This window comes from Pseudomonas sp. P4_C1, assembly GCF_056402155.1.
Map to the genome: position 1 here is coordinate 290,772 of NZ_JBFUHY010000004.1, position 23,882 is coordinate 314,653.

At 60.9% G+C, this 23,882-nt stretch carries 29 protein-coding genes and 1 pseudogene; 27 read left to right on the forward strand and 3 right to left on the reverse strand.

All coding sequences use genetic code 11. The features are described from left to right. Window positions 1-5 precede the first annotated feature (5 nt). Both AC1DU9_RS04940 and AC1DU9_RS04945 read right to left on the reverse strand, forming a co-directional pair. Window positions 6-578 (reverse strand): deoxynucleotide monophosphate kinase family protein, encoded by a 573-nt coding sequence (locus AC1DU9_RS04940; protein ID WP_477809827.1) that lies wholly within the window; start codon window positions 576-578, stop codon window positions 6-8. Window positions 579-906: 328 nt separating this feature from the next. Next, entirely contained in the window at window positions 907-1,653 is a 747-nt protein-coding gene (locus tag AC1DU9_RS04945; RefSeq protein WP_223546722.1) for a LexA family transcriptional regulator, read from the reverse strand. Between the two features lie 99 nt (window positions 1,654-1,752). On the opposite strand from AC1DU9_RS04945, the gene AC1DU9_RS04950 reads away from it, so the two are divergent. The 5 genes from AC1DU9_RS04950 to AC1DU9_RS04970 all read left to right on the forward strand — a co-directional run bounded on the left by AC1DU9_RS04950 (window position 1,753) and on the right by AC1DU9_RS04970 (window position 6,316). Further along, a complete protein-coding gene (locus tag AC1DU9_RS04950; RefSeq protein WP_223546723.1) occupies window positions 1,753-1,980 on the forward strand; it encodes a transcriptional regulator in 228 nt (75 codons plus the stop codon). Between the two features lie 138 nt (window positions 1,981-2,118). Further along, a complete protein-coding gene (locus AC1DU9_RS04955; RefSeq protein WP_477809828.1) occupies window positions 2,119-2,607 on the forward strand; it encodes a phage regulatory CII family protein in 489 nt (162 codons plus the stop codon). After that, complete coding sequence (locus AC1DU9_RS04960) at window positions 2,600-2,806, forward strand: TraR/DksA C4-type zinc finger protein (RefSeq protein ID WP_477809829.1); 207 nt, start codon at window positions 2,600-2,602, stop codon at window positions 2,804-2,806. The genes AC1DU9_RS04955 and AC1DU9_RS04960 overlap by 8 nt, the downstream gene beginning before the upstream one ends. After that, window positions 2,803-5,499: a bifunctional DNA primase/polymerase gene (locus tag AC1DU9_RS04965; protein WP_477809830.1), complete on the forward strand. Its 2,697-nt coding sequence runs from the start codon at window positions 2,803-2,805 to the stop codon at window positions 5,497-5,499. The genes AC1DU9_RS04960 and AC1DU9_RS04965 overlap by 4 nt, the downstream gene beginning before the upstream one ends. Before the next feature lie 328 nt (window positions 5,500-5,827). Beyond that, a complete protein-coding gene (locus AC1DU9_RS04970; RefSeq protein WP_477809831.1) occupies window positions 5,828-6,316 on the forward strand; it encodes a hypothetical protein in 489 nt (162 codons plus the stop codon). 36 nt (window positions 6,317-6,352) lie between these two features. Here AC1DU9_RS04970 and AC1DU9_RS04975 read toward each other — a convergent pair whose 3' ends face one another. Continuing rightward, entirely contained in the window at window positions 6,353-6,541 is a 189-nt protein-coding gene (locus AC1DU9_RS04975) for a hypothetical protein (protein ID WP_477809832.1), read from the reverse strand. Between the two features lie 80 nt (window positions 6,542-6,621). On the opposite strand from AC1DU9_RS04975, the gene AC1DU9_RS04980 reads away from it, so the two are divergent. From AC1DU9_RS04980 to AC1DU9_RS05085, 22 genes and pseudogenes are all read left to right on the forward strand, one after another. After that, complete coding sequence (locus tag AC1DU9_RS04980) at window positions 6,622-6,969, forward strand: phage holin family protein (protein ID WP_090453432.1); 348 nt, start codon at window positions 6,622-6,624, stop codon at window positions 6,967-6,969. A 148-nt stretch (window positions 6,970-7,117) separates the two neighbouring features. After that, window positions 7,118-7,720: a terminase small subunit gene (locus AC1DU9_RS04985; protein ID WP_477809833.1), complete on the forward strand. Its 603-nt coding sequence runs from the start codon at window positions 7,118-7,120 to the stop codon at window positions 7,718-7,720. A 3-nt stretch (window positions 7,721-7,723) separates the two neighbouring features. Beyond that, window positions 7,724-9,745 (forward strand): phage terminase large subunit family protein, encoded by a 2,022-nt coding sequence (locus AC1DU9_RS04990; RefSeq protein WP_477809834.1) that lies wholly within the window; start codon window positions 7,724-7,726, stop codon window positions 9,743-9,745. 1 nt (window position 9,746) lies between these two features. Beyond that, window positions 9,747-9,953: a phage head-tail joining protein gene (locus tag AC1DU9_RS04995; protein ID WP_008048905.1), complete on the forward strand. Its 207-nt coding sequence runs from the start codon at window positions 9,747-9,749 to the stop codon at window positions 9,951-9,953. Further along, entirely contained in the window at window positions 9,953-11,431 is a 1,479-nt protein-coding gene (locus AC1DU9_RS05000; RefSeq protein ID WP_477809835.1) for a phage portal protein, read from the forward strand. Before AC1DU9_RS04995 ends, AC1DU9_RS05000 begins: the two co-directional genes overlap by 1 nt. Then, complete coding sequence (locus AC1DU9_RS05005; protein WP_477797820.1) at window positions 11,428-12,582, forward strand: head maturation protease, ClpP-related; 1,155 nt, start codon at window positions 11,428-11,430, stop codon at window positions 12,580-12,582. Before AC1DU9_RS05000 ends, AC1DU9_RS05005 begins: the two co-directional genes overlap by 4 nt. Next, window positions 12,579-12,923 (forward strand): head decoration protein, encoded by a 345-nt coding sequence (locus tag AC1DU9_RS05010; RefSeq protein WP_115947627.1) that lies wholly within the window; start codon window positions 12,579-12,581, stop codon window positions 12,921-12,923. The genes AC1DU9_RS05005 and AC1DU9_RS05010 overlap by 4 nt, the downstream gene beginning before the upstream one ends. 62 nt (window positions 12,924-12,985) lie before the next feature. Then, entirely contained in the window at window positions 12,986-13,981 is a 996-nt protein-coding gene (locus AC1DU9_RS05015; protein WP_477809836.1) for a major capsid protein, read from the forward strand. 2 nt (window positions 13,982-13,983) lie between these two features. After that, window positions 13,984-14,304 (forward strand): head-tail joining protein, encoded by a 321-nt coding sequence (locus AC1DU9_RS05020; protein ID WP_115947629.1) that lies wholly within the window; start codon window positions 13,984-13,986, stop codon window positions 14,302-14,304. Continuing rightward, window positions 14,301-14,954, forward strand: coding sequence for a hypothetical protein (locus AC1DU9_RS05025; RefSeq protein ID WP_477809837.1), 654 nt, complete (start codon window positions 14,301-14,303; stop codon window positions 14,952-14,954). The genes AC1DU9_RS05020 and AC1DU9_RS05025 overlap by 4 nt, the downstream gene beginning before the upstream one ends. Before the next feature lie 4 nt (window positions 14,955-14,958). Further along, complete coding sequence (locus AC1DU9_RS05030; protein ID WP_477809838.1) at window positions 14,959-15,477, forward strand: hypothetical protein; 519 nt, start codon at window positions 14,959-14,961, stop codon at window positions 15,475-15,477. Next, window positions 15,474-16,031, forward strand: a complete 558-nt coding sequence (locus AC1DU9_RS05035) for a phage baseplate assembly protein V (protein ID WP_477809839.1) — start codon at window positions 15,474-15,476, stop codon at window positions 16,029-16,031. The genes AC1DU9_RS05030 and AC1DU9_RS05035 overlap by 4 nt, the downstream gene beginning before the upstream one ends. A gap of 57 nt (window positions 16,032-16,088) precedes the next feature. Then, window positions 16,089-16,337 (forward strand): hypothetical protein, encoded by a 249-nt coding sequence (locus AC1DU9_RS05040; protein WP_477809840.1) that lies wholly within the window; start codon window positions 16,089-16,091, stop codon window positions 16,335-16,337. A gap of 5 nt (window positions 16,338-16,342) precedes the next feature. After that, a complete protein-coding gene (locus AC1DU9_RS05045; RefSeq protein ID WP_477809841.1) occupies window positions 16,343-16,669 on the forward strand; it encodes a GPW/gp25 family protein in 327 nt (108 codons plus the stop codon). Then, the gene (locus AC1DU9_RS05050) at window positions 16,666-17,547 is read left to right on the forward strand and encodes a baseplate assembly protein (protein WP_477797812.1); all 882 of its coding nucleotides are present in this window, start codon (window positions 16,666-16,668) and stop codon (window positions 17,545-17,547) included. The genes AC1DU9_RS05045 and AC1DU9_RS05050 overlap by 4 nt, the downstream gene beginning before the upstream one ends. 1 nt (window position 17,548) lies before the next feature. Then, window positions 17,549-18,154 carry a phage tail protein I gene (locus AC1DU9_RS05055; protein ID WP_477809842.1) on the forward strand — a complete coding sequence of 202 codons (606 nt, stop codon included), beginning with the start codon at window positions 17,549-17,551 and terminating at the stop codon, window positions 18,152-18,154. After that, window positions 18,151-20,943 carry a phage tail-collar fiber domain-containing protein gene (locus tag AC1DU9_RS05060; RefSeq protein WP_477809843.1) on the forward strand — a complete coding sequence of 931 codons (2,793 nt, stop codon included), beginning with the start codon at window positions 18,151-18,153 and terminating at the stop codon, window positions 20,941-20,943. The genes AC1DU9_RS05055 and AC1DU9_RS05060 overlap by 4 nt, the downstream gene beginning before the upstream one ends. Window positions 20,944-20,995: 52 nt before the next feature. Beyond that, window positions 20,996-21,421 (forward strand): phage tail assembly chaperone, encoded by a 426-nt coding sequence (locus tag AC1DU9_RS05065; protein ID WP_477809844.1) that lies wholly within the window; start codon window positions 20,996-20,998, stop codon window positions 21,419-21,421. Window positions 21,422-21,523: 102 nt separating this feature from the next. Then, the gene (locus tag AC1DU9_RS05070) at window positions 21,524-22,690 is read left to right on the forward strand and encodes a phage tail sheath subtilisin-like domain-containing protein (protein ID WP_477797808.1); all 1,167 of its coding nucleotides are present in this window, start codon (window positions 21,524-21,526) and stop codon (window positions 22,688-22,690) included. A gap of 10 nt (window positions 22,691-22,700) precedes the next feature. Then, the gene (locus AC1DU9_RS05075; RefSeq protein WP_115947639.1) at window positions 22,701-23,204 is read left to right on the forward strand and encodes a phage major tail tube protein; all 504 of its coding nucleotides are present in this window, start codon (window positions 22,701-22,703) and stop codon (window positions 23,202-23,204) included. 20 nt (window positions 23,205-23,224) lie between these two features. Continuing rightward, window positions 23,225-23,494: pseudogene (locus tag AC1DU9_RS05080) on the forward strand (phage tail assembly protein); the annotation flags it as partial. Between the two features lie 51 nt (window positions 23,495-23,545). Then, window positions 23,546-23,818 (forward strand): phage tail assembly protein, encoded by a 273-nt coding sequence (locus AC1DU9_RS05085; RefSeq protein WP_477809869.1) that lies wholly within the window; start codon window positions 23,546-23,548, stop codon window positions 23,816-23,818. Window positions 23,819-23,882: the final 64 nt, after the last annotated feature.

The window sequence follows — 23,882 nt, forward strand, 5'->3', positions numbered from 1 at the left end:
GGTCCTCAGGCTGCGGCGCTGTCAGGGCGGGCTGTCAGAGCGCCGAAGAACTCGTCGATCTGTCCGAAAAGGTCGTCGAGCGCACCTTCGTTGTGCAGCACTAGGTCGTTGTCCTGAATGCCGATGCCCGTTTCGCTGACGTGCGGATTGACCTCTGTCGCGTCAGGTCGAAGGACGTGGATCACGATGCCGCCACGCTTGCGGACAAAGTCGGCTTCGTTCTCAAAACGCAGATCACTAATGACGAAACCGGTCGCGGTGTCGTGCGCTTGGCCTAGGAATTCGAGGTTCTGTTCGGCCAGTAGCAGCCATAGCTCTGGGTGGACCATGTTGCGGCCCCATTCGGTGCCCATGGACTGCATCAACTCGCGAGCGGAGCGACCGAGCCAGCCGATGGGTTGCTCTTTGCGATCATCGTCAAAGTCGCACGGACTCAGGTTGAAGATGTTCATCAGACCTTCGCGGAGTGGGTCTGCGAATGCGTAGGTCTGGAAGCCGTGAACGTTGGCCAGGTGATTGGCGGCAGTGGTTTTTCCGGTGCGTGCGCGGCCAGCAAGCCCGATCAATAGTTGCTTCATGCTGCGTCACCTCCCCATGGGGAAGTGTCGGCGCTAGCGATGAGCTGTGCTGCAGCCTTGCTGCGTACATTGGTGATGACGAGCAGGCCAGTCGTTTGCTGAATGGCGATTATGGCTGCGCGGTTGGTTGCTGCTGTTGGGTGTAGATAAACGGGGCAGCGGGTGTTGCTGTGCTGTGGGGTTTGCATGGCTCGTACTCTTTGGTGAGAGGTAGGTACGAGTGCAAAATTAGCAATAGCTAAATAAACATGCAATAGCGGATGCTAATTTAGTTTTGCGATGTGCAAAAAAAAACCCGCACGTGGCGGGTTCTTTAAGAGGCGATCGGTTACAGCAGTACGGAATACCAGAAGACTTTGCCGATCACGATGATTTCGTTTTTGAGCAGATCGGTCGCACTGTACTCTTCATCTGGATGCTCTTCCCGGTTATAGCTACGCATCCTGATGCCTCCACCAGGTAGCCGGTACAACGTTTTCACTCGCAACTGGCCTCCGTGATTCAGCGCGTACATTTTTCCATCGGTGATGGTTGTGCAGCCCTGGTCAACTCCTACGGTGCTTCCGTGAGGTAGAACGGGTTCCATGCTGTTGCCGTTAACAGTTACGCAGACCGCTTCATTTGCCTGGACGTTTTGTCGCCTTAGGGTCATTTTACCGAAGCGAAGTTTTTGCTTGTGCGACTGATGTACAGCGGTTCGGCCGCTCCCCGCGGATAGTTCGACTTCCTTAAGAAACGGCACGTAGACCTCGTCATCATCCAAGGGGGTAGCATCGTCCCAAACATCAATGGGGCCGAGATACTCGGCATTGCTTTGGACGATTTCATTCTCTGGTGTTTGAGGCGCTCTAGATGTGGGAGCACGCATCGAGACGGACGGCGCTGTTAGCGTGCCCTCGACAAGACCAATTTTCGCTTCAAGATTTGCAGCCGCTTTCTCGCCAAGCGATCTATGCCCGTTGAGCAATTGCGACAGGTATGAGGCGTCTAGGTTGTATTGGTCGGCGAACTCTTTCTGGGTTTTTTCGCCCATCAAGTCACGCAGCACCTGAATTCGCATCTTCTTTATATCCATTCCCCAATCATCGCCTTCCGTTAGCAAACAGTAAATTACGGTTTGCTATTGCTGAAAGCATTAGCAGTTGCTAATCTCGGCGTTCAAAAGGAGGTGCATATGACCTTGCACGAGTATTTGAAGAGTCTTGATAAAGCCGCGCTGGATGCATTCGCGGGCCGTTGCGGTACGTCAGTCGGCCAATTGAAGCAGGTCGCTTACGGCAACCGTCGGGCTGGCGCTGCTTTGGCGGTCGCTATCGAGCGAGAGTCGGCAGGTTCAGTCACTTGCGAGCAACTCCGTGCAGACATTGACTGGGCTTACCTTCGCGGTTCCAAAGCTGCTTAAAGGGTGCCGGGTTGGGGCCTCTCACCAAAGATCCCCCAACCCAGCTACGACGACACACAGCACATGTACATCGGTCGTGGTCGTAGGATAGGGATTACCCCGTCTTATGGCTACACCGTAAACGGGGGATTTACGGTTATGAGTCGCACAGATCTATTGCCGGACGCAGGTCCGGTCCTTCCTTTGCGCCAGGCGATTTATCGCGCTGGTCGTGACTACAAGGGCGGAATTACCGCCCTTGCGTTTGACATGGTGTTGGACAACGACACCCTGCAGAAGAAACTCAAACTCGATGAAGAACGCCGCTGGCTGAACCCTGATGAGCTTGAGGAAGTTATCCGGCTGACCGGTGACTCACGTTTGCTTGACGCGCTGATGCGTCCAGCGGGTGCGGTGTGGTATCGCCCGGTCCCAGTCCCGGCAACCCGGGATGCTTTGAAAGCCGTTGGCAAGTTGCTCGGTGAGACGGGGGAGTTTGTGTCTGCGATGCACGACGGTGCAGCCGACAACGTCTGGGAGCTTCGCGAGGTCGTGGATCTAGAGCAGCGTGGCATGGACGTGATTCGCGAAATCCTCGGCATCATGGCGGGTGCTCGTCAGGCGATGGAGGATCGCAACCATGGCTGACGAAATCGATCGCGCCAACGACCAGGCGCAATACCTGCTCGACGTTGCGCTTCAGCGCAGTCGCCTTGCGCCATCTAGCCGCGTCAGCGCCCAGTTTTGCGCAGATTGTGACGAACCCATCCCGTTACGCCGACAACAGTCGATTGAGGGTTGCCAAACCTGTGTTGACTGTCAGGGGTTGCGGGAGGCCCGGCGATGACTGAACCGGCCAAAGGAATAGCCATCGCCAATTGGGCAAAACGTTACATCAACACTTTCGATCTTGCCCTGGTATCAATCGAGCCAGGTGAAAAAGCCCCAAAGGGCATGGGGTGGAACAAACCGGGCGGCTACTTTACCGATGCCGCCACGGCTGAAGCATTCTGGCAACGAAACCCTAATCACAACCTCGGCGTCGTACTTGGGCCGAGCCGTGTCTGTTCGCTGGACGTCGACGACGTTCAGTGGACGCGTCATGTGTTGTATGAGCTGCTGGGGGTCGATCTGGATGCCATGGCGTTGGTGTACCCGACCATTGTCGGGAACCCGGCGCGCTTCCGGGTGCTGTTCAAGCTGCCGGAAGGCATTGAGCTAACCCGGCATTCTCTCTCATGGTCGAATGAAAAAGACCCTGACGGTTCGATTCACAAAGGCCTGATGGACAAAGCCAAGGCTGCGAAAGAGCAGGGCGATGCCGTCGGGGAAACTGCGGCGCGCACGGAGGCCGAAGAGTACAAGCGCTTCACGGTGTTCGAACTGCGTGCTGGCCTGGTACAGGACGTGTTCCCGCCTTCGATTCATCCGGGTACCGGCAAGCCTTACACCTGGCGGACGCCGCCCAGCGCCACGGACGGTTTGCCGACGCTGACTGTCGACCTGCTGGCTATCTGGCAAAACTGGGACATTTTCAAGCGTGATGCAGAGGCAGCGTGCCCGTGGGCGATCAAGGCAACCGTGGCGCCGGCGAAGGTCAATAAGCGTTCAGCGCCGGCTGCGGGTAAGCAGCCATCGGTGATCGATGAGTTCAATCGGTGTCACGATATCGAGGAGCTGCTGCGTAGCCACGGTTACATCAAGCGGGGCAGCAAGTGGCTTTACCCGCAGAGCAGCACCGGGCTGCCCGGCGTGACGATCAGTGAAGGCAAGGTCTACTCCCACCACGGTGCCGATCCGCTTGCGAACGGGCATCAGAATGACGCTTTCGAGGTGTTCTGTTTACTCGAGCACGGTGGTGACCAGTCGAAGGCGGTGAAGGACGCTGCTCGCATGATGGGTATGCAGCATTCCTCGCGTCCTGATCCGCGTGATCTTCCCCCGACCCCATCTGGTGACCAGTGCGAGCCGGGCTCCGCCGCCGACGAAGTCAGCGAGGCCGCTCCGGCTCCTGAGGGGGGCGCGGGGGAGTCGCTGACGCTTGACCAGTTATTGCGGCGTTTTGCTTTGGTCGAGGGCACTACGCAAGTGTGGGACTGCGACCAGTCTCGGGTGATGAAGAAGGCCGCGTTTGAGGCGCGGGTGGGCAAGCCTCTCGCCAAGGCGTGGTTGGATGACATGGGCAAACGGTTGATTGCGGATGATCACGTCCGTGACATCGAGCAAGCGCGGCGCATGGCGGGTAAAAAGGGCGGTGCGTTCGGCATGCAACCGACTGACCGATATGTGTACATCGACGGTACCAAGGATGTCTGGGATCGGGAAAAGAAGCGGCGTATTGCCGAGGGCGCGGTAAAGATGGCGCTGGGCGACACTTATCCGCTGTGGCTGAACAGCAGTGAGCGGCGCACCGTGGATGTCGAACATATTGTGTTTGATCCGACCATGAGCAAGGACCCTGCGGTGTACATCAATACCTTTGATGGCCTGCCGCTCGAGCCGGTCAGGGATGACGAAGCCTGCGCCAACCTGCGTTGGCTGATTTCGTTTTTGTGCAACCACGATGAAGCGGCGCACCAATGGCTGACCCGCTGGTTGGCGTACCCGTTGCAGCACCTGGGCGCCAAAATGGATACCGCGGTGCTGATGCACTCGATCATGGAGGGCTCAGGCAAAAGCCTGCTGTTCGCAGATGCGCTGGGCATGTTGTACGGCCAGTACGCGGCCACGGTCGGTCAGACGCAGCTGGAGAGCAACTTCAACGCCTGGCAAAGCCGCAAATTGTGGTCGGTATTTGAAGAGGTGGTGAGTCGCGATCAGCGATACAACCAGGTGGGCAAGATCAAGCACCTGATCACCGGCAAGACGGTGCGCATGGAGTCGAAGTTCATCAACGGTTGGGAGGAGGCCAACCATATGAATGCCGTGTTCCTGAGCAACGAGATTTTGCCGTGGCCGATCAGCGACAGTGACCGGCGGATGCTGGTGATGTGGCCTATGGAAACCTTGCCGGTCGAGCGGCAAAAAGCAATCGGGCGGGAGCTGGAGCAGGGTGGCGTCGCAGCGCTGTACGGTTGGTTGTTGTCGGTCGATCTGGGTGACTTCAACCAGCGGACACGACCACCATCAACCGATGCCCGTGAGCGCCTGGTGGCCTTGAGTCGGGCCGGATGGCAGACGTTCTTGCATCTATGGAAGTACAGCGAGCTGGGCCAGGGGCTTTGGGGGCCGTGTCTGTCAACTGACCTTTATTCCCTGTTCCTCGAATGGTGCCAGCGCAATAAAGAGCATGTGATGAGTCAGACGAAGTTCTCGCTGTTCATCAGTTCCGAGGTCGATAAAACTCGCGCCATTCCCTGGACCGACGGCAACAACCGGCGCTTTGGCGCGTTCTTCTTTCCCGTCGATCCGGACGCTTCCCCGCCCCCATCACTGAAGGCGGCCGAGCTGGGCAAGCAGGTCGAAAATTGGCGGGCCAAGGCGAAGCTCGCGGGCTGGCATGTGGACAGCTGGGACCACATCAAGGCGGCTGCCGCATGACTACATCTAAAAGTGTGTCGGGTGTGTCGGGTGTGTGTTGGGTTGATTTCAGATACCCCACACAGATTGGAGCCTTCTTTTTCGGACGTTTGCGGGCTTTGTGTCGGGTGTGTTGGGTTTCGCTACGCGTGCGCGCATGCATGTCGTTAGATAGTCGGTTTCTGATGGCAGATTATTTTCTTCATGCGAGAACAGGAATACCCAACAAACCCAACACACTAAACACAAGTCGATTAAAGCTATTGATTTTAAAGGGTTTTAATTGTGTTGGGTTTGTGTCGAGTAGCGTGTTTTTTGTGTCGGGTTCGATTTTCAGGGGAGTGGGGCGATGATCGAGGAAGTGGAAGCATTGATGCAGCATTGGGGCGCTCAGCACGGCCAGGTTGGCGACGGTGGTGGTTTGGGTAGTCCGATGGCGACGATCATGCAGTATGGCGGTTGCGCTCCCCGCGGTACTCCGGGATCGCGAGATCTGATGATGTCGGCCGGTGGCGGTATGGACCATGCCAGTACCGAGGTTGCCGCTGCTGTGGCGCAGCTCGAACGGCAATCGAAGAAGGGCGCCCAGCTGGCTTTGTTGGCTCGCAATCGCTACTTGGCCCAGCCTCCCATGACTGTGCGTGAGCAGCTTCGGTTGTTGCAGTTGGCCGAGGATGCTGACCGGACCTACCGGAATTGGTTGCATCGTTTGCACCAGCAAGTGTTGTTGATCCTGACTGTGCGCAGCGCAACAACACGTGGGCGTGAGCGCCGCAGTGGTACGGTGGAAACCAACTACACGCGCGCATCAATGAGCAAGCGCACGCGGGTTTGCTGATTACCATTCGTCGGGGTGGTTTGCCTCAAACCTGCGTCAAAGTTGCGTCAAAGTTGTGTCGAGTTGAACAACCGAAAATGCCCCCTTTTCGGTTTTTCCGGAGACAGGTAAAAAGTCCCCACGATATGGAATTTGCGCCTTGGCGCTGACCTCGCACGTGCTGTGCAGCTTCACCCGGCCTTCCCTGAGCCGGTCACCTAACCCCGCTTCGGCGGGGTTTTTCATTCTTGCTGCCGGCCCTGGCTTGGGCCGCCAGTTACGCCCGAGACATAGGTTTATTTCTTCCATTGCCGAGGAGGCAACGAATGTCGACTGAACAGGAGATGCAGCAGTCGCTGGCCAATCTTCCAACCTGGCTGCTGATTCTAGTGGCGCTTGCCGGTTTAACTGGGGAGATGTGGCGCGCTGATGCGGCAGGGATGGCGGTGCCGGTGTTGATCAAGCGGGTGCTATTGCGCTTCGGTGCTTCGGCGGTATTTGGTCTGGCAACGGTGTTGCTCGCCACGGCGCTGGGTTGCAGTCTGATGACCGCTGCAGCGATTGGGAGTGTGGTGGCTTGTCTCGGTGCCGATGTGGCCAGCGGGTTGTACGCTCGGTGGTTGGCGAAACGGGCTGGGATCTGCGAGGTCCCTCCGAGCGGTGGCGGGCAGTGATGAAATCGCCGGGGACCCTGGGGTTATTCGATGGGTACGGGGTCGCAAACCCGCGGGAAAGTGTTAGCGGCAGGGTTGCCAGCTTACTGAAATTCAATCCATTGAAATTGAAAGGTTTGCATTGAAAAGCCGTTGAAAAGGAGGGCTTATGACAGAACCAATGTACCTGTCAAAGAGCGCCTTCGCGGCTCGGATCGGCAGGGCGCCCAGCTACATCACCTGGTTGAAAAACAACAACCGGCTGGTGCTCACCGCCGATGGTAAGCAGGTGGATGTCACGGCCAGCGAAGCGTTGATTCGCGACACCGCTGACCCCAGCAAGGCCGCTGTTGCCGATCGTCATCATCAAGATCGGCTGCAGCGTGACGTGTACAGCCAGCTGTCCAGCCAGGTCGAACCAACGTCCCTGGCTGCGCCGCCGCCAGTGATTGCCTCTTCCGGGCAATTGCCGGACTTCCAGAAAGCGCGTGCACTGCGCGAGCACAACCTGGCACAGCTCGCCGAGATCGAGTTGCACAAGGCCAAAGGCTCGCTGGTGTTCGCAACGGCGGTCCAGACGGGCGCTTACAACGCTGGCCGCATGTTGCGCGATCAATTGCTGGGCATGCCGCCGCAGCTGGCTCCCGAACTGGCCTCCATGACAGACCCTTGGGAAATCGAAAAGCACCTGACGGCGGCGATCCGTCGCTCGCTGGAGGATGCCGAGCGCATGTCCTCAGCGGACCTTGAACATGCACTAACTACGAGTTGACCTATGCCCACGGACATTCCTGACGGTGCAGAGGTGTACCGTGAGGCGTATTTCCGTGGGCTGCGGCCCGACCCGGATGTCTGGATCGATCAGTGGGCCGACGAGTACATGCGCATCCCGCGCGACACCGGCGCCGCTGAGCCCGGCCAGTACCGGACCTCGCGCACACCGTATGCCCGCGAGCCCATGCGTTGCCTGTCGCCGGCTCACCCCTGCAAGCGCGTGATCACTATGGTCGCGTCGCAGCTGATGAAAACCCAGATTGGTCTGAACTGGATCGGTGGCCTGATGCACATGGCGCCGTCGAACATCCTGGCGCTGCTGCCCAGTCTGGGCCTGGCCAAACGGGTGTCGTCGCGGATCGGCAAAACCATCAAAGCAACGCCGGTATTGCGCGAGCGTGTCGCGGCTAACCGCTCCCGGGACTCGCGTAATACCATGGACACCAAGGAGTTCGAGGGTGGGACGTTGTACGTCACCACTGCTGGCTCGGCGGCCAACCTGTCGGAGTTGTCGGCGCGCTACGTGTACGGCGACGAGATCGACCGCTGGGAAGTGGACATCGGCGAGGAGGGTGATCCCATCGAGCTGGCAGAAACGCGTGGCAGTACCTTCGGCCGCAACGCCAAGTTCTACTTTTCCAGCTCGCCCACGATCAAGGGTGCGTCGCGAATTTCCGACCTGTTCGATGGCAGTGACCAGCGTCACTACTACGTGCCGTGTCCGAGCTGCGGCCACATGCAAACCCTGGAATGGGAGCGCCTGCATTACTCGAAGGATTACAGCGTCGTGCACTACCAGTGCGCTGGCCCTGACTGCGATGTGCTGATTGAGGAGTTCCACAAGGGCGAAATGCTCACCAACGGCGAGTGGCGTGCCCACGCCGAAGGCGATGGCGAGACGGTCGGCTTTCATCTCAATGCGCTGTATTCGCCCCTCGGTTGGATGGACTGGAAGTCGCTGGCCAAACAGTTTGAAAAGGCGAAAAAGGCCCAGGCCAAAGGCGATCTGGAACCCATGCAGGTGTTTTACAACACTCGTCTGGCCAAGGTGTGGGACAGCGCGCAGGAGCAAACCAAGGCCGACACCTTGCGCAAACGGGCACGGTTGGAGCTCTTCGGCCTCGGTTCGATGCCGGCTGCTGTGCTGATGATCACCGGTGCCGTCGACGTTCAGGCCAATCGCCTGGAGTTCATGGCCATGGGCTGGGGCGTCGGCATGGAGCGCTGGGTCATCGATTACCAGATTGTCTCAGGCGACCCTGCCGATGAGCGCACCTGGGCCGCACTGGACGAACTGCTCAAGGCCAAGTACCGCCATCCGTGCGGTGTCGGTCTCGGCATTCTTGCAGTGGCGGTCGACTCTGGTGGTCACCACACCGATGAGGTGTACCAGTTCTGCCGCGTTCGTCGCTGGCGCAACGTGTTTGCCATCAAGGGGGCGAGCAAACCCGGTAAACCGGTCATAGCTCAGCGCCCCTCCATGGTCGACGTGACTTGGAAAGGCCAGACCGAACGCAACGGCGCCGAGCTGTGGTTCGTCGGTACCGACACGGCAAAGGACTGGATCTACAACCGCTATCCATTCGAAGCCGGCCCGGGAGCATTGCACTTCGCCAATGACCTGCCCGACGATTTTTTCGATCAGTGCGTCGCGGAGCGCAAGGTGGCGCGCTACATCCGTGGTCACAAGCGTATCGAATGGGTCAAGGGCAAGGCCGAGCGCAACGAAGCACTCGACCTGATGGTGTACTGCCTGGCCATGGCGCATTACCTGGGCCTCAACCGCTACAAGGAACATGACTGGGAGCGGGTGCGTCAGTCTCTGGCGCAGTCAGGATTGTTCGACGAAGCGTTGGGTATCAAGCCCGTGCAAGGCAAGCGCATCAGCAATACCGAGCAGGCTACACCCGCTGTCGTACCACAACCGGTTCCGCAACCCGCTGCTCCCGTCGTGCCATCACGACCCGCAGCACCGCCACCTCAACGCCGCAGTTCCAGCAGCGGTTACCTGAAGAGACGCTGATATGTCATTTACCCAAAAGCACCTCGACGCGGTTGAGGCGGCCATCGCACGCGGTGAAAAAACCGTGCGTTACACCGACCGCACCGTGGAATACCGCTCTGTCGACGAGCTGCTCAAAGCTCGCGACGAAATCCGCACCTCGCTGGTGAACTCGGCCGGACCGCGCTCCCGCGTCGTTCGGCTTTGCCACGGAGGCAAAGGACTTTAATGGCCCGCTATCCGACGCTCACCCGTAACGGATTCGTGTTGCCGTCGAACATCAAGGCCAGTTACGAAGGCGCCGGGGAGGGCCGCCGATCCACTGGCTGGGATGCTCCGGACAACGGGATCAACAGCATCAACACCCCGGCGCTGCGCAATCTGCGCTCACGCTCGCGGGCAGCGGTTCGCAATGACCCCTATGCCTATAACGTGATCGACAAGCGCGTCAGCAACTTGATCGGTACCGGCATCACACCACGACCGAAAACCGACGACGAAGCCCTGCGCAAACTGCTGCAGGAACTTTGGGACGACTGGGTTGATGAGTCGGACGCCGATGAGCGTACCGACTTCAACGGCCAGCAGGCGCTGGTGGCCCGCACGGTGGAAACCTCGGGCGAATGTTTTGTTCGATTGCGTCCGCGCGGCCTGGACGAAGGCCTCGCGGTGCCGTTGCAGCTGCAAATCCTGGCCCCGGAGTTTGTCCCGCATGACAAGTTCGAGACCACCCGTGATGGCAACTTTATCCGCGCCGGCATCGAGTTCACCCCCGGCGGCAAGCGCGTGGCGTACTGGATGTACCTGGCGCATCCACGCGATGCCTCGTCGCTGAATGCGGGTTACAACCAGCTGGTGCGAGTGCCGGCCACCCAGGTACTGCACATCTTCGAGCCGGTCGAACCGGGCCAGTTGCGCGGCGTGCCGCGCTTGTCGCCGGTGCTCAAGCGCCTACGCAGCCTCGATAACTACGACGACGCGGTGCTGTTCCGGCAAGAAGTGGCCAACCTGTTTGCCGGCTTTATCAGCCGGCCAGCGCCGGACTCCGGCCCCGTACCGAGGGATCCGGTCACCGGCCAACCGCTGAGCCTGGACCGCGACGGTTTCACGCCGATGGTCGCGCTGGAGCCCGGCACCATGCAGGAGCTGGGGCCGGGTGAAGAGGTCGAGTTTTCCAAGCCACCGGATGCGGGCAACAACTATCCCGACTTCATGCGGCAGCAGCTGATGGCGGCCGCAGCGGGGACCGGGACGCCTTACGAGATCCTCACCGGCGACATGCGCGAGGTCAACGACCGGGCGCTGCGAGTGGTACTCAACGAGTTTCGGCGCCGTCTGGAACAACTTCAGTTCAGCGTGTACGTGCACCAGCTGTGCCGTCCGGTTCGGGCGGCCTGGATGGACATGGCGGTGCTGTCAGGTGTCCTCCAGCTGGATGACTACGCCCTGCGGCGCCGTGAATACCTGCGCACCCGTTGGGTACCGCAAGGCTGGGCCTACATCCAGCCGGTGCAGGACGTGCAGGCGCGACGGATGGAAGTACAGGCCGGCTTCGCCTCGCGCAGTGAAATGGTCCTGCGTACCGGCTATGACGCTGAAACGGTCGACGCGGAAAACGCCGCCGATCTGGCCCGGGCCACAACCCTTGGCCTCAATTACACCACTCTTGAAGCGTTCGTCCCCGTCGACGAAAAGGAGCAACCATGAGCAAGAAGGCGCGGCCACGCGTTTATAACCGGGCGGGCAAGCGCGTGCCGGTGCAGGACAAGACCTGGTACGCGCTGCAGGCCAGCGGCGAGGCTGCCGAGCGGGTCATCGAAGTGTTTGTCTATGGCGAGATCGGCGGCTGGGGTATCACTGCCAACCAGTTCGTGCAGGACTTGCGCGCCATGGACGATGGTGTGTCACCGGTGATCGCCGCCTTCAACAGCATCGGTGGCGACCTGTTCGACGGGCTGGCGATGCACAACGCGTTGTCGCGTTTGGGTGAACGCTGTACCGGTCGCATCGACGCGTTGGCGGCCAGTGCCGCCAGCGTGGCGGTGTGCGGCGCAAACCGCGTCGTGATCGCGTCCAACGCCATGCTGATGATCCACAACCCGTGGACCTACGCCGCCGGTGATGCCGAAGACTTCCGCAAGGTGGCCGATGTCCTCGATCAGACGATGGAGGCCATCATTGCGGCCTACAAGGCCAAGGCGCCGGACATCGATGAGGAGGAGTTGCGGCGTCTGGTCGCCGCTGAAACTTGGTTGACCGCCAGTGAAGCGGTGGCCCTGGGGCTGGCCGATGAAGTCGGTGACGGTGTCAAGGTGAAGGCTTGTCTCGGGCAGGGTGCCGTGTTGCAGCGTTACCAGCACACGCCGGCCGAACTACTGGCTCAATTCGACGAGCCACCCGAGCCGGATCCCGAGTTAGAGCCGGACGATCCACCACTGACTCCGCCCGTGATCGATTCGGCCAAGTTGGCCCTGATGATCACTCAGCGATGCGCCGAGTCGGGCATCAGTAACCTGATCGAACCACTGCTCAGTTCCACCCGGCTTGAAAGCGAAGAGATCGTCCAGGCTGGCCTGACGCGTGCCAAGGCCGTGAACGACCTTTGTGTGGCCGCACGCTTACCCGAGTTCAGTGTCGAGTATGTCGCGGCGGGCCTGGACGTTGCGGCGGTTCGAGCGCGCCTATTCGACAAGATCGTCAGCAGCGGCAAGGGCTTCGAAATTGATAACAGCTTGCCACTGAACAATGACCCGGCACCGCAGGTGCAGGCTAAACAACCTGATCCCACTTCGATCTGGGCCGCTCGACAAGCCGCTCAATCTGGAACTGCGCACGGCGCGAAAGGAGCAAGAGCATGACTATCAAAAAAGAACCGATCCACGCCGGTGAGTTTCTGCTGTCCGAAGGGGCCGGGAACATCTCGCGTGAAGCGATCAACGTCGCCGCCGGTCCCGCATTGGAACCGGGCCAGATCCTCGGTCTGGTGACGGCCACCGGCGAGTTCGCACCGTACGCTCCAGACGCAGAAGACGGCAGCGAGACCGCCGTCGCCATTCTTTTCGGTCCGCTGGGTGAGTCGGATGTGGTGCGCCGGGGGCGTGCGGTGGTGCGGTTGGCGGAAGTCAGCGAAGCCCATCTGACCGGGTTGGATCTGGACGCTGAAAAGGCGCTGGCCACTCATTTTCTGATCGTTCGCTAAGTCGATCACCCAACTTCATGTACCCCGCTTTGTGCGGGGTTTTTCATTTCTGGAGAGTACCCATGGCCGAGATCGCCATTTTTGACGACGAAGCGTTTACCGTTACCGCGCTGACCGCTGCACTCAATGACCAACCCTACCTGCCGGGTCGCATCAGTGCCCTGGGCCTGTTCCGCGAGGAAGGCATCACCACCCTGACCGTACAGATCGAAAAGGACGGCGACACCTTGGCGCTCGTGCCTGCGGGGGAGCGGGGTGGTTCTGGTCTGGTGGTCGCGGCCAGCAAGCGCAACCTGATCCCGTTCAACACTGTTCACCTGCCGGAGCGCTTCACCATCAAGGCCGACGAGATCCAGGGCATTCGTGCCTTCGGTACTCGCACCGAGTTGCAGGCGGTACAGGACGTGGTCAACGCCCGCCTGGCCAAAGCGCGTCGTCAGCTGGATGCCACGCATGAATTCCAGCGCATGGGCGCACTCAACGGTTTGATTCTCGATGCGGATGGTCACACCCCCTTGTTGAACCTTTACGATCGCTTCGGCGTGCAGCGTCAAACCTTGCCCATGGGCTTGGCGGATCAGAACACCGAGCTGCGGGTTAAGTGCGGCGAAGCGTTGGACATGCAGGAGGACGCGCTCGGTAGCGTCACCAGCACCAGTTCCCGTGCCTTCTGCGGCAAAAACTTCTGGAACAAGCTGATCGTTCATAAGTCGGTCAAAGAGACCTACCTCAACAGCCAGCAGGCTGCTGCTTTGCGTGGTGATGCCCGGGAGAGCTTCGAGTTCGGCGGCATTATCTGGGAGCGCTACCGTGGCAAGGTGGCCGGTGTCTCGTTTGTCCACGACGACAAGGCGTTGCTGATTCCCGAAGGTGTACCGGACCTGTACATCTCGGTGTTCGCGCCGGCCGATTACATGGAAACGGTCAACACCCAGGGCATTCCGTACTACAGCATGCTGGAGCCGCTGCCCTTCAACAAAGGCGTGGCCGGTGAAGCCCAGTCCAACCCGTTGCACTTGTGCACGCGACCGCGGGCGCAGATCCTCCTGGAGCTTTGACCGTGGCCTTTCGCGACCTGATTGCCGAGGTCGACGCGGTGGTGTTCGAAACGCTGGGCGACAGTGCACGGATCGAGGGGCGCGAACAGCCGGTGCTCGGTATGTTTGCGGCACCCTGGCTGCAGCCGAAGTTCGGCAAGCTCAACACCGGGTTGCGTGAGCCTCGCTTTGAGATTCGGGTCAGCGATTCCCACGGCCTGGAGCAGGGCCTGTTGGTCAGTGTCGATTTACCTGCCCTGGACGGCGGTGGCGATTACGACCTGCTGCAGCTGGAGCCCAGCGGTGACGGTTTGGTCGCTTTGATCCTGAGGATGCGTGCATGAGCGTTGGTAGCTATTACAAGTCCTCGGCCGGCGGTGGGATGGTCACCATCCAGTCGTCGTCGGCGGATCTGCAAGCGTTCCAGGACTTCGCCAAGGTGGTGCCCAAGGCGGCCGCAGCCGCGCATCGCCGCGCGATCAACAAAACGCTGGGCTGGTTGCGCACGCACATCGCCCGGGCGGTCAGTCGACAGGAACGCATCGCCGTCGCGGCGGTGCGTCAACGGTTGCGCAGCTACCCGGTCACCGGCGGGGCCATGAGCGGCAAGCTGTGGTTTGGCTTGAATGCCATCGAGTCCAGTCGGATCGGCCGCGCACGGCAGACGGGCAGCGGCGTGTCGGTGGCCGGGCGTCGTTACCAGGGTGCGTTCCTCAAACAGGTCTACGGCAACAAGCCCGATATCTGGATCCGCACGGCGAGCAAGCATTTCGATGCGGACGACTATCCCGACAGTACGGTGTCCTCAGGGCGCGGGCCGAGTTCGGGGTGGGTCGCTGAAAATGGCAGTCGGTTTCCCCTGGCCAAGGCCAAGGTGTCCTTGGAACAGGCGCGTCCCCACTTCGAAAGTTGGGTGCGCAAGGCGGACGAACGCTTGCTGCAGATCCTGCAGCAGGAGCTCAACTTCGAGCTGCAAAAGTACCTGAGGAGTTAGGGCCGTGTCGGAAGAGCCTTTTAGCCTGGATCAGCTTTACCGGGTCATTGAGCAACAACTGCTGGCGGGGTTGCCGGGTGTGTGTGCGGTGACGGCCTGGCCGAATATTAAAGATCGTGTGGCRCTGCCGGCGGTGTTTCTGGAGATGGCCGAGATTGAACCGGGCGTCGATATCGGCACCGGTGAAACGACCTTGGTGTGCAGGTTCGAGGCACGCATCGTCGTCGATCCGATCAAGCCGCACCATCATCAGCAGGCCGTGCAACTGGCCACCCAGCTCGCGGTGATTCTGCGAGCCCAGACCTGGGGGCTGGCGGTTGAACCGGCGGTATTCATTCAGGCCGGGCAGGATTGGACACGGCCCGAACTGGATGGCTACACCGTCTGGTTGGTGGAGTGGCATCAGCAGATCTACCTCGGTGCACAGCAATGGCCATGGCCGGATGAGCAACCGGGCTCGCTGTGGTTCGGCTTCAACCACGACCCGAAAGAGGCGTTCTTTCCAGCGGATGACGTGCCATGAGCTACGCCCTTGCCGAGCATGACCGCATGATTGCCGCCATGCTGATGCCTTGCGTGGTGGTCGGTGTGGATTTGGCGGCAGCTACTGTTCGGGTGCAGGCCGGTGATTGGGTCAGCGCGTGGGTGCGCTGGCACAGTCTGGCGGCCGGCAAAGCCCGTCACTGGCGGGCGCCGAGCCTGAACGAACAGGGGGTGCTGTTCAACCCCAGTGGCCAGGCCGGCATGGGCACCTTCATTCCCGGGCTCTACGGGGATGCCGGTGGCCAGCCAGATAACCGCGATCACGTGGAGGTCTGGCGTTTCGAGGATGGCGGTTCGCTGGTGTACGACTGGCAGGCCAAGAGCTACTCCATCACGTTGCCAACAGGAACGGTGGCCATCAAGGTCGGCGGTACCGAAGCCGTGGTCACCGATAGCGCTGTCAGCGTGACGAGCGGAAACATCAATCTGGAAGGGGCGGTGAACATCGACGGTCCGTTACACGTCACGCAGGACATCACCAGTGCCGGCGCAATCATCGACGCCGGCGGCAACAGCAACCACCACACGCATTAACTTTCAATCTCCCAACGACCCGCCATGTGCGGGCTTTTTTATGCCTGGAGCAAACGCATGGCCAAGAGCGATACGCCTGTCACCGATTTACCCGCGAGCCCTAATCCGTTGCCGCAGCCGGCATCAGTACCGGTTTCGACGCTGATGAAGTTTCGCGACAAGGTTTACACGTCCCGGCAACTGATCCTGCCGGAGACCCAGCGCAGCCTGCCGGTGGCGAAGGGCCTGGTCGAGATCGCGGGCTCCGACATCGAGGCGGTCAAGTTTCTGAAAGCCCATGACGAATTCGAACTGCTGAAGGAGTAGCCCAGATGATCGGAATGGATCGCCACACCGGCCAGCCCATTTCCGGCATCGAGCATTTGCGGCAGTCCATCGGGGACATTTTGGGTACGCCACTGGGCAGTCGTCGGCATCGACCAGCCTACGGCAGCACGCTCCGGCGTTTTGTCGATCTGCCCGTTAGCGATGGCTGGAAAAGCTCCGTGCAGGCAGAAGCCGCCAGGGCCTTGGGGCGCTGGGAGCCGCGTTTGAAGCTGGACCAGGTGCGGGTCATTTCGGTGATCGGCGGGCAAATCAATCTGAAAATCGCCGGCCAGTATCAAGGCGAGGGCGTGCTGTTGGAGGTGGGCGTATGAGCATCGTTGATCTGTCGTCGCTACCTGCGCCGAGCGTGCTGGAGCCATTGGATTTCGAAGCGGTGTATGAGGAAGGCCTGGGGGTCTTCCGCGGCTATATGGGCGACAACTGGAACGCCGCGCTGGAAAGCGATCCGGTTACCAAGGTGCTGGAGGTGGGGGCCTATATCAAGATCGGCAACCGTGCCCGGGTCAACGACGCCGGCAAGGCGCTGTTACTGGCACACGCCATCCGCGATGACCTCGATCACTTGGGGGCCAACGTCAATCTCCAGCGTCTGGTCATTCAGGCCGAGGATCTGCTGGCGGTGCCGCCGGTACCGGAGGTTAGGGAGGAAGACGATCCGTTCCGTGAGCGCATTCAGTTGGCCTACGAAGGGCTGACCACGGCCGGGCCGCGTAACAGTTACATCCTGCACGCGCGCAATGCGTCGGGCCTGGTCGCGGACGCCACGGCGGAAAGCCCGGCACCGTGCAACGTTACGGTCACGGTGCTGAGTTCCGAGGGCAATGGCGTGGCCAGTCCTGAACTGCTGGCCACGGTCCAGGCGGCGCTGAATGACGAGGACGTCAGGCCGGTGGGGGATCGGCTGACCGTGCAAAGCGCGCAGATTATCGACTACCGCATTGATGCCATTTTGCATATGAGCAGTGTCGGGCCTGAGGCTGACGCCAGTCTGGCCGAGGCCAAAAACCGCGTTAACGCCTGGATCAATCCACGCAAGCGGCTCGGGGTCGAAGTGGCGCGTTCGGCGGTGGACGCGCAACTGCATATCGCTGGCGTGTCTCGGGTTGAGCTGGTCGGTTGGGTTGACTTGGCCCCGACCAAGGCGCAGGCGGCGTTCTGCACCGAAGTCACCGTGAATCTGGCGGGCTGACATGAACAGCCTACTGCCATTCAACAGCACACAACTGGAGCGCGCCCTGGAGGCGTCGTTTTACGAAAAAACCATTGTCCCGCTGCGCACGCTCTACAACGCCGATACCTGTCCGGTGCATTTGCTGCCGCACCTGGCGTGGGCCTGGTCGGTCGATCGCTGGGATTACCGGTGGAGCGAGACGACCAAGCGCGCGGCCATCAAGGCGTCGTATTACATCCATGCCCACAAGGGCACCATCGGCGCATTGCGCCGGGTGGTCGAGCCCCTGGGCTACCTGATCGAGATTATCGAGTGGTTCAACACCGTGCCGGAGGGGGTGCCGGGCACCTTCGCGCTCAAGGTGGGCGTGCTGGACACCGGGATCACCGAGGAAATGTATCAGGAGCTGGAACGCCTGATCGACGACGCCAAGCCGGTGACCCGGCACCTGACAGGGCTGGCGATCAGCCTGGAAAGCCAGGGCGCTTTGAGGCTCCATGCCGCTCTCTACGAGGGCGATGTAATCGACGTGTATCCGCCTGTCCAACGTGACATCGAAGTCAGCGGCGTTATCGGCCGAGGCGGTCGCGACCATACCATTGACACCCTGGATGTATTCTCATGATCGACCAGAATTCGCAGTTTTTAGCCATCCTGACCAACGTGGGCGTCGCCAAGCAGGCCAACGCTGACGCGCTAGGCATCCCGTGGAAAATCACTCAGATGGGCGTCGGTGACGCCAATGGCACCGAGCCTCAGCCGTCTGCCGCGCAGACGACATTGATCAACGAGCGCCGTCGTGCGCCGCTGAATCAGCTCAAGGTCGATCCCGTCAACGCGGGGATCATCATCGCCGAGCAGGTTATTCCTGAGGATGTCGGCGGTTGGTGGATTCGCGAAATCGGCCTGTACGACACGGACAACGATCTGGTCGCCGTGGCCAACTGCGCCCCCTCGTTCAAGCCACTGCTCACTCAGGGCTCCGGCCGTACGCAAGTCGTACGCATGAACATGATTGTCAGCAACTCCAGCAACGTCGAACTGAAGATCGATCCGAGCGTGGTGCTGGCCACCCGAGCCTATGTCGATACCAAGGTGCAGGAGGAAATCTACAAGCTCGACAGCAAGCAATCGGTGCGGGTGGCCACCACGGCCAACATCGCGCTGACCGGTCTTCAGACCCTTGACGGTATCGCCCTGGTCGCGGGTGATCGAGTGCTGGTGAAAAACCAGACCTTGGCCAAAGACAACGGCCTGTACGTCGCGGCCGCCGGTGCTTGGGCGCGCGCCGCCGATGCCGATGGCAGTCCCGAGGTCACGTCGGCGCTACAAGTGTCGGTCGAGCAAGGCACTACGCTGGCGGACACCACTTGGCAATTGGTCACCGATGGCGCAATTGTCCTGGGCACCACGGCCTTGACGTTCCAGAACAGCACTCAGGTATTTATACAGAATGCGTTGGCGGTGCTGGGGCTGGGGGCGAGCACCGGCACGCTGGTAACGGACCTTGATGCGCTTTCGATGGGTGGGCTCTATTACACGGCCACCGGTGCCACGGGTAACCCGACCTCCCCGGCAGTCGGTTACATCGTAATTCACGCTCAAGGGGCAGCGAGCGAAGGGTTCCAGCTCGCGACAACACGTTCTACCGTGGCGGCCAACAAGCGCATGATGTTCTGGCGCCAGCGGTTCAACGGTACTTGGGGGGCATGGGAAAGTTCAGCGCAGCTGGATTCCCCAACCTTCACCGGTACGCCATTGGCGCCGACGGCTCCCGATACCAGTAACAGCACGCAGATTGCGACGACTGCGCACGTCCTGGCGCGGCTGGTCACCGCCGGTTTGTACACGCAGAGTTCGGGTGGCCCCAGCGGCAACGACGCGGATACCGTCGGCGCGGCCCAGGTAGAGGCGCGCAGTACCATCAGCACCACGGCCAATGCACCGATGCCGCAGTGGACGAAAATCTTGGCGTTGCCGGTCGATGCGTCCAACGGTGTCCAGTTGTCGCTTGGTGTTCAAGCAGACCGGGCGTTTTACCGTCGGAAATCGGTGGGGGTGTTCCAGCCGTGGCTGGAATTTGCCTTCCTCAACTCGCCTGCTTTCACTGGAAACCCGACGGCGCCAACAGCTACGGCAGGTGATAACGACACGTCCATCGCCAGCACGGCCTTCGTGCAGTACGCGGTCAAGGGCGTCGCCAGCATCGCCTTAAACGCCACCGGCGATACCGTGGTAACCGTGGCCCAGGCCGGGGCCGGCATCTTGAGCCTTACCGGCGCCCTGACGGGTAACGTCACCGTAACCCTGCCGGCCGGCGTCACCGGCAGGTGGTTGGTGTTCAACAGCACCACGGGCGCGTTCACCGTCACCGTGCGCAACCCGACCGGGGCTTCGGTGGTCGTGACCCAGTCGAAGACCGCCGAGCTGTACGCCAACGGCTCGCTGGTGATGTTTGCCCACACCGAGCTGAGCAACGTGCTTTTGTCTGGTGTCCCCACCGCACCGACTGCGGCACTGGGCACCAACACCACGCAGATTGCCACTATGGCCGCGCTGCAAGCGGCGCTCAACAACCTGATCAGCTCGGCGCCGGGTGCACTGGACACGCTGAATGAGCTGGCTGTGGCCTTGGGTAATGACCCGAACTTCGCCACCACCATGACCAACCTGTTGGCGACCAAGGCGCCGCTGGCCTCGCCAGCTTTGACCGGCACGCCGACCGCGCCGACGGCGGCGAGGTTTGACGCGACCACCAAAATTGCGACCATGGCCGCCATTGATGCGGTGGGGGCTCAGTACAACGACATTGTGTTCATCAACGGCGCGGGGCTAACCGGTGTGCTGGCGCACGTCGGCGGGGCTGTGCATTTCTCTGGGGCGTCTGGCAACTCCTACAGCCTGCCCAACTCGGTGACGCTCGGTCTTCCGGTCGGTGCAACGGTTCGCATCCATAACTGGGGCGGTAGCGCCATGAGTGTGGGCGCCCAGGGTTCCGACAAGATGCAGGAAGCCACGGGCATCGTCGCATCGGCGACCGCCCGCACGATCCCGTCCGATAGCTATGTCGACTGCATTTTCATCGGGTCGGGCACTTGGCTGATGTTTGGCACCGGCGTGATGGGCAAGACCAGTCTGTTCTCCGCTTCAATGGGAACGAGCGGCTACCAGCGGCTGCCGAGCGGTCTGATTATCCAGTGGGGCGGGACGGCGGCGTATACAAGCGGCGATATGGTGACGACGCTGCCAATCGCATTCCCTAACGCATTCCTCGTGGTGGTGATTAGCCAAGGTTACACGGCAGGTTCGGCGTCTATTGGTTACGCCTCTGCTGGTCCGACATCGCTGGGCACCTTCACCTGGAAGGGCAGCGCGTCGGGCAACGGCGATCAGTACATCGCCATCGGCTACTAACCACGACGACTAAGCGCCTGCACACCAGGCGCTTCACAGAGAGATTTTAAACATGGCCCTTTATTCCAGCGCGTCGCTGAAGTATTTCCTGGATGACGAATTTGGCCCGCTGCCGCCGGACGCTTACCCGATTACAAAAGAAGAACGTCAGGCTTACGAGGCGGGGGAGCTCGCCGGGAAAGTGATCGACTTTTCGACGGAGCCGCCATCGCTAATCGAGCGGCCGCCACCGAGCTTTGAGGAGCTGGCCACGGCCGAGCGCGCCTGGCGCGATGGCGAGCTGGTGGCGACTGATGGAGTCATCACCCGTCATCGCGATGAGCGCGACATGGGGCGGCCCACAACGCTGACTAATGAGCTGTTCACCGAGCTGCTGAGCTACCGCCAGGCCTTACGCGACTGGCCGGAGAATGGCGAGTTTCCCCTGGTGGATCATCGCCCGATCGCGCCGCCCTGGCTAGTCGAGCAAAACCTATAAACGCCCCGCACTGACGGGGCGTTTTCATTTCCACAGTGCGCAACACCCACACCCAACAGCCTCGCGAATGCGGGGCTTTTCCATTTCTGGAGATTGACCTTTATGAGTGGTTTCTTCCATGGCGTCACGACCTCGCTGATCGACAACGGCGCGCGGACCATTGCGCTGCCGTCATCGTCGATCATCGGCCTGTGCGACACCTTTACCCCTGGCGTGCTCGGCGGTGGCACTGCCAAGGCCGGTGAGTTGATGTTGATCACCACCGAGCGCGAAGCCATCGCGGCATTCGGCGCAGACTCGGCCATTACCCGAGCGGCGCAGGCGATCTATGCGCGGGCGAAGGCGGTGATCGTCGCCGTCGGTGTGCCCAAGCTGGAGGATCCGGCGCTGCAAACCTCGGCCATCATCGGTGGCGTGTTGGCCTCCGGACAGCGGACCGGCCTGCAGGCGCTGCTGGATGGCAAGAGTGTGCACAACGCCCAGCCGAAATTGCTGATTGCTCCGGGGCATTCGGCGACCCAGGCCGTGGCCACCGCCATGGACAGCCTGGCCGGCAAGTTGCGCGCCATGGCCATCATCGACGGACCGAACACCACCGATGAGGCGGTGATGGCCTATGCCGAGAACTTCGGCAGCAAGCGAATTTTCCTGGTCGATCCGGGGGTGCAGTTCTGGAGCACCGTGGAAAGCGCCACGGTCGACGCGCCGGGCTCGGCCTGGACCGCCGGTTTGTTTGCCTGGACCGATGCGAACTACGGCTATTGGGCGTCGCCGTCGAACAAGGAGTTCGTCGGCATCACCGGCACCACGCGCCCGATTGAGTACCTGGATGGCGACGAGACCTGCCGGGCCAACCTGCTCAATGGCGCGAACATCGCCACGATCATCCGCGACGGCGGCTATCGCCTGTGGGGTAACCGTACCTGTTCCAGCGATCCGAAGTGGGCCTTTGTCACCCGTGTGCGGACCTGCGACATCCTGATGGATGCGATCCAGGCGGGGCACAAGTGGGCGGTCGACCGTTCGATCACCAAGACCTACGTCAAGGAAGTGACTGAAGGCCTGGACGCGTTCATGCGCGATCAGAAAAACGCCGGCGCAATCATCAACTTTGAAGTGTTCGCCGACACCGAACTCAACACTGCCAGCCAAATCGAGCAAGGCAAGGTGTATTGGCGCATCCGCTTCACCGACGTGCCGCCGGCGGAAAACCCGAACTTCCTGATCGAAGTCACCAACCAGTGGCTGACCGAAGTCCTCGACGCTTAAGGAGCGCTAGATGATTCCTCAAACCTTGTACAACACCAACCTGTTCGTCGACGGCGTCAACTTTGCCGGTGACGTGCCGAGCCTGACCCTGCCCAAGCTGACCACCAAAACAGATGAGTACCGAGGCGGCGGTATGGCCGGGGCTATCGAGATGGCTCAGGGCCTGGAAAAGATGGAGGCGTCCTTTGTCACCAAGGGCGTGCGCCGTGAGTCGCTCAAGCACTTCGGCCTGGCCGATGGCTCGGCGTTCAACGCATCGTTCCGCGGCGCCTTCCGTGGTCACAAGGGCACGGTCACGGCGGTCGTGGCCACCTTGCGCGGGCTGCTGAAAGAAGTCGACCTCGGTGACTGGAAAGCCGGTGATCCGGCGGAGATCAAACACGCCATCGCGCCGGTGTACTACAAGCTCGAAATCGACGGCCGCGTGATGTACGAAATCGACATGATCGCCGGTGTTCAGGTGATCGATGGCAAAGACCAGCTCGCCGAAGTGCGCTCCGCACTCGGCCTCTAAGGGAATAGAACCGGATGACCATGCAAACTGCAAACAAGCTGCCGGCCTGGCTGTTGCTCAACACTGACAACGCCGTCGTCACGCTCACACGTCCGAGCGAAGTCAACGGCGTGAAGGTGGATTCGTTGGTGCTGCGTGCGCCGCTGGTGCGCGAAGTCCGTGCCGCTGACCGCGCCGCCGGTGACGATGACGAGCTGCGCGAGCTGCAGCTGTTCGCCAGTCTGGCCGAGGCTGGCCTCAAGGATCTGGAAGGCCTGAAGGTCGTGGACTATCGCCGCCTGCAGGCGGCCTATTCGAACCTGGTGCCGCACGCCGACTATTCGAAATCGCTCCCGACCTGGTTGTCGGTCACCGCCGAAAACGCCGTGGTCAGCCTGTCGCGCCCGAGCGAGATCAACGGCGTGCAGATCGACACACTGACCCTGCGTTCGCCCACGGTGCGCGAGGTGCGCGCCGCGGATCGGGCGGCAGGCGGTGACGACGAGCAGCGCGAACTGGTGCTGTTCGCGGAGCTGGCCGGCGCGGCTATCTCCGACTTGGAGGGCCTGAACGTGGTGGATTACAACCGCCTGCAGGCCGGCTATTTTCGCCTGGAGCAAGACGACGGGGTTTGATCCGGGGGTGATGAAGAGGGTGGCGAAACGTCTCGCGGCGGACACCGGATTTTCCGCCGCCGAG

Excerpts from the sequence above, each read along its gene's own strand:
- AC1DU9_RS04980 (WP_090453432.1), top strand. The coding sequence starts at position 6,622 with ATGTCGACTGAACAGGAGATGCAGCAGTCGCTGGCCAATCTTCCAACC.
- AC1DU9_RS04965 (WP_477809830.1), top strand. The coding sequence starts at position 2,803 with ATGACTGAACCGGCCAAAGGAATAGCCATCGCCAATTGGGCAAAACGT.
- AC1DU9_RS05050 (WP_477797812.1), top strand. The coding sequence starts at position 16,666 with ATGAGCATCGTTGATCTGTCGTCGCTACCTGCGCCGAGCGTGCTGGAG.
- AC1DU9_RS04990 (WP_477809834.1), top strand. The coding sequence starts at position 7,724 with ATGCCCACGGACATTCCTGACGGTGCAGAGGTGTACCGTGAGGCGTAT.
- AC1DU9_RS04955 (WP_477809828.1), top strand. The coding sequence starts at position 2,119 with ATGAGTCGCACAGATCTATTGCCGGACGCAGGTCCGGTCCTTCCTTTG.
- AC1DU9_RS05035 (WP_477809839.1), top strand. The coding sequence starts at position 15,474 with ATGAGCTACGCCCTTGCCGAGCATGACCGCATGATTGCCGCCATGCTG.
- AC1DU9_RS05060 (WP_477809843.1), top strand. The coding sequence starts at position 18,151 with ATGATCGACCAGAATTCGCAGTTTTTAGCCATCCTGACCAACGTGGGC.
- AC1DU9_RS04950 (WP_223546723.1), top strand. The coding sequence starts at position 1,753 with ATGACCTTGCACGAGTATTTGAAGAGTCTTGATAAAGCCGCGCTGGAT.
- AC1DU9_RS04975 (WP_477809832.1), bottom strand. The coding sequence starts at position 6,541 with ATGAAAAACCCCGCCGAAGCGGGGTTAGGTGACCGGCTCAGGGAAGGC.
- AC1DU9_RS05070 (WP_477797808.1), top strand. The coding sequence starts at position 21,524 with ATGAGTGGTTTCTTCCATGGCGTCACGACCTCGCTGATCGACAACGGC.
- AC1DU9_RS04995 (WP_008048905.1), top strand. The coding sequence starts at position 9,747 with ATGTCATTTACCCAAAAGCACCTCGACGCGGTTGAGGCGGCCATCGCA.
- AC1DU9_RS04960 (WP_477809829.1), top strand. The coding sequence starts at position 2,600 with ATGGCTGACGAAATCGATCGCGCCAACGACCAGGCGCAATACCTGCTC.
- AC1DU9_RS05025 (WP_477809837.1), top strand. The coding sequence starts at position 14,301 with ATGAGCGTTGGTAGCTATTACAAGTCCTCGGCCGGCGGTGGGATGGTC.
- AC1DU9_RS04940 (WP_477809827.1), bottom strand. The coding sequence starts at position 578 with ATGAAGCAACTATTGATCGGGCTTGCTGGCCGCGCACGCACCGGAAAA.
- AC1DU9_RS05045 (WP_477809841.1), top strand. The coding sequence starts at position 16,343 with ATGATCGGAATGGATCGCCACACCGGCCAGCCCATTTCCGGCATCGAG.
- AC1DU9_RS05015 (WP_477809836.1), top strand. The coding sequence starts at position 12,986 with ATGGCCGAGATCGCCATTTTTGACGACGAAGCGTTTACCGTTACCGCG.
- AC1DU9_RS04985 (WP_477809833.1), top strand. The coding sequence starts at position 7,118 with ATGACAGAACCAATGTACCTGTCAAAGAGCGCCTTCGCGGCTCGGATC.
- AC1DU9_RS05055 (WP_477809842.1), top strand. The coding sequence starts at position 17,549 with ATGAACAGCCTACTGCCATTCAACAGCACACAACTGGAGCGCGCCCTG.
- AC1DU9_RS05075 (WP_115947639.1), top strand. The coding sequence starts at position 22,701 with ATGATTCCTCAAACCTTGTACAACACCAACCTGTTCGTCGACGGCGTC.
- AC1DU9_RS05010 (WP_115947627.1), top strand. The coding sequence starts at position 12,579 with ATGACTATCAAAAAAGAACCGATCCACGCCGGTGAGTTTCTGCTGTCC.
- AC1DU9_RS05065 (WP_477809844.1), top strand. The coding sequence starts at position 20,996 with ATGGCCCTTTATTCCAGCGCGTCGCTGAAGTATTTCCTGGATGACGAA.
- AC1DU9_RS05040 (WP_477809840.1), top strand. The coding sequence starts at position 16,089 with ATGGCCAAGAGCGATACGCCTGTCACCGATTTACCCGCGAGCCCTAAT.
- AC1DU9_RS04970 (WP_477809831.1), top strand. The coding sequence starts at position 5,828 with ATGATCGAGGAAGTGGAAGCATTGATGCAGCATTGGGGCGCTCAGCAC.
- AC1DU9_RS04945 (WP_223546722.1), bottom strand. The coding sequence starts at position 1,653 with ATGGATATAAAGAAGATGCGAATTCAGGTGCTGCGTGACTTGATGGGC.
- AC1DU9_RS05000 (WP_477809835.1), top strand. The coding sequence starts at position 9,953 with ATGGCCCGCTATCCGACGCTCACCCGTAACGGATTCGTGTTGCCGTCG.
- AC1DU9_RS05005 (WP_477797820.1), top strand. The coding sequence starts at position 11,428 with ATGAGCAAGAAGGCGCGGCCACGCGTTTATAACCGGGCGGGCAAGCGC.